Here is a 1,588-nt window from a genome sequence, read left to right as displayed (position 1 = left end):
ACGGCACGCGCCCGCATCTCTGGTGAATAACGATTTGATGTCTTACTCTTTTCCATAGCCCTCATCCTTAGTCAGGTTGAAGGTCTCCGGCAAACAAGGGGCGGTTCAGACACACCCGGCAAGATCGTCTGGGTCCGGCGACACTCTTCGACAAACCGGCGGGCCAGATCATGGTTGGAGGTTGCCACCTCCGCCTCGCCTGCCAGCCAGGCCTTCAGTTCCCGCGCGCGATGCCCGGAGAACATCTTGAAGCCATAGAGCTGGCGCAAGTCGACCAAATGCCTGCGCCGCGTTACGTCGGTCTCGGCGTATCGGCAAAGCTCATCCATCTCTTCGCCAAGCTGTGCTGCGATGAAGCTGCTGATGGCCTCTGGAATGACCTCACCCGACGCCAACAGTCGGCCAGGATATCGGAAAGCACAAAGCTGAAGGGCGAAGCCGAGGCGATTGCGTGCATGGCGACGGGTTCGAATGAATTCGAGGTCATCGTCCGCCAGTGTGTAGTGGTAGAGGATGGTGGCTTCGTCTGTCGGCAGATCGAACAGCGCCGCGCGCTGGCGCGCGGTCAGGATAGAGCGTCTTGGCATACGAGTTTGTCCTTGTTAGTCATAAGTCTGTCGGGGACGAGTCTCGCACCAACAAAAACAACAACTTGCAAGGTCAAAATCCAAGGAGGTTCAAATGGGACAGCGTGCCGTTATCTACGCCCGTGTTTCCACGTCCGATCAGTCCTGCGAGCGGCAGGTGGCCGAGTTGACTGCGTTTGCCGAACGCGGAGAGTATGACGTGGTCGCAGTGTTCAAAGAAACAGCCTCTGGTGCGTCCGCCAATCGCGTTGCGCGCAACCGAGTGCTCGACCTGGCGCAGGCACGGCAGATCGACGCCATCCTGGTCAACGAACTTTCTCGATGGGGGCGATCCACTCAGGACCTGCTGGATACCCTGAACAGGCTCGCCGGTTGGAAAGTCTCCGTTGTAGCCATGAGCGGCATGACCTTCGAGGTAGATACGCCACATGGCCGGATGATGGCCACTATGCTGGCCGGGATCGCTCAGTTTGAACGCGATCTGCTCAGCGAGAGGGTGAAATCCGGGCTCGCAGCTGCAAGGGCGCGAGGAAAGAAGCTCGGTCGCCAGCCAGGCCAACGCCCGAAATCCGACAGGCTCGCGCCAAGGGTCGTTCAAGCCGTGGAAGACGGTCGATCATACCGATGGATCGCCCGCGACCTTGGGATCAGCAAAAATACTGTGCTCGATATTATGAAGCGGCAGCGACAGAATTCCTTGTGATACGATCCTGCCCCCTACCGGAATCTACCCCAAAATCCTCATGGATCGTTACGAGTCCCAAGGATGAGCACCCACCACCTTCGCGACACGACCCATGAATTTGCGACAGGGTTTCCTGCGCCTTCTTGACTCGGAACCGGCCCGACCACAAGGGTCCGAGCCTGATGGGCTCAGTAAGTCCCAAATTTAAAGCATTTCGGTTTTAACCTGATACATATCCGGCCGCCTTGAAGTAGTTCCAGCATTCTTGAGGATCGTATAGGTCGCAGATTGCTCCGATGGCCTTGAACACGTCGGT

1 protein-coding gene and 1 pseudogene are annotated in these 1,588 nt (G+C 57.6%); one reads left to right on the top strand and one right to left on the bottom strand.

The annotated features are described in order from the left end of the window. Positions 1-89 precede the first annotated feature (89 nt). A pseudogene (locus EGN72_RS00310) lies at positions 90-587 on the bottom strand (DUF4158 domain-containing protein); the annotation flags it as partial. 94 nt (positions 588-681) lie between these two features. Between EGN72_RS00310 and EGN72_RS00305 the strand changes: the two are divergent. Continuing rightward, positions 682-1,290, top strand: a complete 609-nt coding sequence (locus EGN72_RS00305) for a recombinase family protein (protein ID WP_127044684.1) — start codon at positions 682-684, stop codon at positions 1,288-1,290. Positions 1,291-1,588 lie beyond the last annotated feature (298 nt).

Origin of the sequence: Pseudorhodobacter sp. E13 (assembly GCF_003991405.1) — a bacterium.
Taxonomy (GTDB): Bacteria; Pseudomonadota; Alphaproteobacteria; order Rhodobacterales; family Rhodobacteraceae; genus Pseudorhodobacter.
Note: the sequence above shows the minus strand (reverse complement) of the source record. Positions and strands in the feature narration are given on the sequence as shown.

What these genes read in the sequence shown, in the direction of transcription:
- EGN72_RS00305 (WP_127044684.1), top strand. Translation starts at nt 682, where the DNA reads ATGGGACAGCGTGCCGTTATCTACGCCCGTGTTTCCACGTCCGATCAG.